Source organism: Salipiger abyssi (genome assembly GCF_017311415.1).
Taxonomy (GTDB): Bacteria; Pseudomonadota; Alphaproteobacteria; order Rhodobacterales; family Rhodobacteraceae; genus Salipiger; species Salipiger abyssi_A.
The window spans coordinates 1-5000 of sequence record NZ_JAEKIS010000050.1 but is presented as its reverse complement, the minus strand read 5'-3'; the positions used below and the strand labels follow the sequence as shown (position 1 = coordinate 5000).

The window sequence follows — 5000 nt, the reverse complement described above, 5'->3', positions numbered from 1 at the left end:
CCCGGGCCTTGTACACACCGCCCGTCACACCATGGGAGTTGGGTTCACCCGAAGGCCGTGCGCCAACCTTTACAGGAGGCAGCGGACCACGGTGAGCTCAGCGACTGGGGTGAAGTCGTAACAAGGTAGCCGTAGGGGAACCTGCGGCTGGATCACCTCCTTTCTAAGGATGATCCTAGATTGAAGGCTTGCCTTCAACGTGGATCACTTAGCAAGCTCTGATTAGTCATCAGGGCATACATCACGGACCAGGCCGTCCTCATATCTCTTCAGAACAAGACAACGGGCTACCGCTCGTTCTGGGTCGGTAGCTCAGGTGGTTAGAGCGCACGCCTGATAAGCGTGAGGTCGGAGGTTCAAGTCCTCCTCGACCCACCACCAACTCTCGCCGAAGGCGATGAGTTGGCGTGCGACAGGCGATTTGCCCCGGCAAATCTGCCGAGAGGCACTCGGTCGAGGCCGGGAGGTTCGGAACCGTCAGCACCCAGAATTGCACCGGGTGACGCTCTCGTGACATTCCTTCGGAATGCACTGCTGCGCACTCCCACAATTTTGCGTGCAAAATCGTGGGGCCTTAGCTCAGCTGGGAGAGCGCCTGATTTGCATTCAGGAGGTCAGGAGTTCGATCCTCCTAGGCTCCACCACCTCACCGAAGGTGAGCATCGCACAGACCGCCGATTAGATCGATAAGCGCTTTCGAGTGTTTATCCGTCCAATCGGACATCGTCGAACTCGTTCGACGGCTTTCACATCGTATAGAGAGATACAAATCAACATTGCTTGGTTCTCCGGAGTAACGGAAGAACCTCTGCAGGTCTCCGCAAGGAGAGGTGGTTGACGGTCTAGCCGACCGGAATGCCATATCCCTGCCGAAACGAGCAATCGTTGTCCAAGTCAAGTACACTAACCCGGTTCGACGCAAGTCGAACCAAGTCCACGCTCAGGCGTGGGCGGGAAAGTATGCTTTTGATCCGGTATCAAAGCCATTGCACGAACCAGCGCAGTGGCGCGACATGCGAAAGCCTGTCTTTTACTGGATCAAATCAAGCGCGAGAAGGGCGTTTGGTGGATGCCTTGGCAGTAAGAGGCGATGAAGGACGTGATACTCTGCGATAAGCCATGAGGAGCTGAGAATAAGCTTTGATCCATGGATTTCCGAATGGGGCAACCCACCTGAAAGGTGATTGTTAGCAATACCGTGAGTTACGGGAGCCTGGCGCTCAAGTACCGAAGCGGTAGCGCATATCAATTATCTTGAACAGGTACTTATTACCTGAATACATAGGGTTTTAAGAGCAAACCCGGGGAACTGAAACATCTAAGTACCCGGAGGAAAGGACATCAATAGAGACTCCCCTAGTAGCGGCGAGCGAACGGGGACCAGCCGAACTCTGAGAGTGACTGGAATGGTCTGGAAAGGCCAACCACAGCGGGTGACAGTCCCGTACAGGAAGCTCGATGAGACGTATCAAGTAGGGCGGGACACGTGAAATCCTGTCTGAAGATCGGAGGACCACCTCCGAAGGCTAAGTACTCCTTACTGACCGATAGCGAACCAGTACCGTGAGGGAAAGGTGAAAAGCACCCCGACGAGGGGAGTGAAACAGTACCTGAAACCGAGCGCCTACAATCAGTCGGAGCTTGACTGGACTCTAATGACAATCTGAGCCATGCAGTCGCCAGTGAAAAACTGGAGGCAAACATGGCAGACGGAACCTTTGCAGCGCTGATGCTCATCGCGGGTCTGACCGATATGGGCATGAACCACTGCGGAAACGGGGCAGGTTGCCTCGCACCGGGAGACACGCAGCCGCGTGTCGCATTCTCGGCCGGTTCCGTGATCGAACGCAGGGCCGATAGCGGCGCGGAGATCTATCTCCGCTACGATCTCGGCACCACGCTGGGGCCGTTCGGCCAGGCCATCGGCCTGAGCTACGGCGACGAAAGCGGTTCCTGGATCGGCTACGGCTGGACCTGGGGCACGTCTTTCGGCAACAGCCCGTTCTACACAGAACTGCACGCGATGCCGGGGCTTTACGCTGCCGGCGACGACTTCGACCTCGGCGGACCGATCGAGTTCCGCTCCGGGATCGAGTTCGGCTACGAGGCCCGAAACGGCTGGCGTTACGCTCTCGGTTACGACCATCGGTCGAATGCCGGGATCTATGACGACAACCCGGGGATCGAGACGGTGCAGTTCAAGGTGAGCGTGCCGCTGCGGTAAGCGCTGCGGTCGGAACGAAGCGCCAAAAAAAGGCCTCAAGTAGCCGATAGGCGGTAGGCCAAACATAAAAACGATGACACTCCGACACGGAGTGTCGGGTTGTCATCAGTGTCCAGTCTTGTGACGGCGTACCTTTTGTATAATGGGTCATCGACTTGGTCTATCTAGCAAGCTTAAGCCGATAGGTGTAGGCGCAGCGAAAGCGAGTCTTAATAGGGCGTCGAGTTAGATGGATCAGACCCGAAACCGAGTGATCTAGGCATGACCAGGATGAAGGTAAGGTAACACTTACTGGAGGTCCGAACCCACACCTGTTGAAAAAGGTCGGGATGAGTTGTGCCTAGGGGTGAAAGGCCAATCAAACTCGGAGATAGCTGGTTCTCCGCGAAATCTATTTAGGTAGAGCGTCATCCGAATACCCCGGGGGGTAGAGCACTGGATGGGTAATGGGGCCCCACAGGCTTACTGATCCTAACCAAACTCCGAATACCCGGGAGTACTAGATGGCAGACACACGGCGGATGCTAACGTCCGTCGTGGAGAGGGAAACAACCCTGACCTACAGCTAAGGCCCCCAATTCATGGCTAAGTGGGAAAGCAGGTGGGACGACCAAAACAACCAGGAGGTTGGCTTAGAAGCAGCCATCCTTTAAAGATAGCGTAACAGCTCACTGGTCTAATCAAGTTGTCCTGCGGCGAAGATGTAACGGGGCTCAAGCCATGAGCCGAAGCTTAGGATGCCGTAAGGCATGGTAGCGGAGCGTAGTGTGACATAGCACTTGTCTTTATTATCGCCCTTTGGTTGTTGAGCATACGTGCTCAAGCAGCCGATAGGCGGTAGCACAAGACAAAGTGCTTTCTGTGAAGCCGGGCTGTAAGGCATCCGGTGGAGAGATCACTAGCGAGAATGATGACATGAGTAGCGACAAGGAGTGTGAGAGACACTCCCGCCGAAAGTCCAAGGGTTCCTGCTTAAAGCTAATCTGAGCAGGGTAAGCCGGCCCCTAAGGCGAGGCCGAAAGGCGTAGTCGATGGGAACCAGGTTAATATTCCTGGGCCAGGAGATGGTGACGGATTGCGAAGATTGTTCGACCTTATCGGATTGGTCGGGCCGTTCAGCAGTCCCTGGAAATAGCCCTCCACAGGACCGTACCCTAAACCGACACAGGTGGACTGGTAGAGAATACCAAGGCGCTTGAGAGAACGATGTTGAAGGAACTCGGCAAAATACCTCCGTAAGTTCGCGAGAAGGAGGCCCGGTTCCAAGGCAACTTGGGGCTGGGGGCACAAACCAGGGGGTGGCGACTGTTTACTAAAAACACAGGGCTCTGCGAAGTCGCAAGACGACGTATAGGGTCTGACGCCTGCCCGGTGCCTGAAGGTTAAAAGGAGGGGTGAGAGCTCTGAATTGAAGCCCAGGTAAACGGCGGCCGTAACTATAACGGTCCTAAGGTAGCGAAATTCCTTGTCGGGTAAGTTCCGACCTGCACGAATGGCGTAACGACTTCCCCGCTGTCTCCAACATCGACTCAGCGAAATTGAATTGCCTGTCAAGATGCAGGCTTCCCGCGGTTAGACGGAAAGACCCCGTGCACCTTTACTACAGCTTCGCACTGGCATCAGGATTGTGATGTGCAGGATAGGTGGTAGGCTTCGAAGCAGGGACGCCAGTCTCTGTGGAGCCGAAAGATGAGATACCACCCTTCGCACTCTTGATGTCTAACCGCGATCCGTTATCCGGATCCGGGACCCTGCGTGGCGGGTAGTTTGACTGGGGCGGTCGCCTCCTAAAGCGTAACGGAGGCGCGCGAAGGTTGGCTCAGAGCGGTCGGAAATCGCTCGTTGAGTGCAATGGCAGAAGCCAGCCTGACTGCAAGACTGACAAGTCGAGCAGAGTCGAAAGACGGCCATAGTGATCCGGTGGTCCCAAGTGGGAGGGCCATCGCTCAACGGATAAAAGGTACGCCGGGGATAACAGGCTGATACTGCCCAAGAGTCCATATCGACGGCAGTGTTTGGCACCTCGATGTCGGCTCATCTCATCCTGGGGCTGGAGCAGGTCCCAAGGGTACGGCTGTTCGCCGTTTAAAGAGGTACGTGAGCTGGGTTTAGAACGTCGTGAGACAGTTCGGTCCCTATCTGCCGTGGGTGTAGGATACTTGAGAGGAGTTGCCCCTAGTACGAGAGGACCGGGGTGAACGATCCACTGGTGGACCAGTTGTCGTGCCAACGGCAGTGCTGGGTAGCTATGATCGGACAGGATAACCGCTGAAGGCATCTAAGCGGGAAGCCCCCCTCAAAACAAGGTATCCCTGAGGGCCGTGGTAGACCACCACGTCGATAGGCCGGAGATGTAAGCATGGTAACATGTTCAGTTGACCGGTACTAATGGCCCGATAGGCTTGATTTGATCCAGTAACAGACAGGCTCACACCTCTCTGAAAGCTGGTCAGAAGCATACACACCGATAAGTGTGACATGGACAACGTGATTTGTGTCGTGCCCAGCATGGTAACCCAGCGGCAACGCGTTATCGTCTTCGACGAAACGCTGTCTGCCGCCCACCGTGCAAAGCACGACGTTGGTATTTCCTCGGTTTGGTGGTCATAGCGCGAGCAAAACACCCGGATCCATTCCGAACCCGGCCGTTAAGTGCCGTTGCGCCAATGGTACTGCGACTCAAGTCGTGGGAGAGTAGGTCACCGCCAAACCTAGTAAATACCAAAATCATCTCTCAATACGTTCAAATACCAAAAACACAAAAAAAGCGCCCAAA

Annotated in this window: 2 tRNA genes and 3 rRNA genes (1 of these 5 running past the window's edge); all 5 read left to right on the top strand. The window is 55.3% G+C overall.

The features are described 5' to 3' along the window. Positions 1 to 163 (top strand): 16S ribosomal RNA (locus I6N89_RS25045) (it extends 1301 nt beyond the left edge of the window). Between the two features lie 138 nt (positions 164 to 301). Continuing rightward, positions 302 to 378, top strand: a tRNA-Ile gene (locus I6N89_RS25040). Between the two features lie 190 nt (positions 379 to 568). After that, positions 569 to 644, top strand: a tRNA-Ala gene (locus tag I6N89_RS25035). 397 nt (positions 645 to 1041) lie between these two features. After that, positions 1042 to 4634, top strand: a 23S ribosomal RNA gene (locus I6N89_RS25030). A gap of 186 nt (positions 4635 to 4820) precedes the next feature. Then, a 5S ribosomal RNA gene (rrf, locus tag I6N89_RS25025) occupies positions 4821 to 4935 on the top strand. The 16S, 23S and 5S rRNA genes sit together here with 2 tRNA genes alongside, the layout of an rRNA operon. The last annotated feature ends 65 nt before the right edge of the window (positions 4936 to 5000 follow it).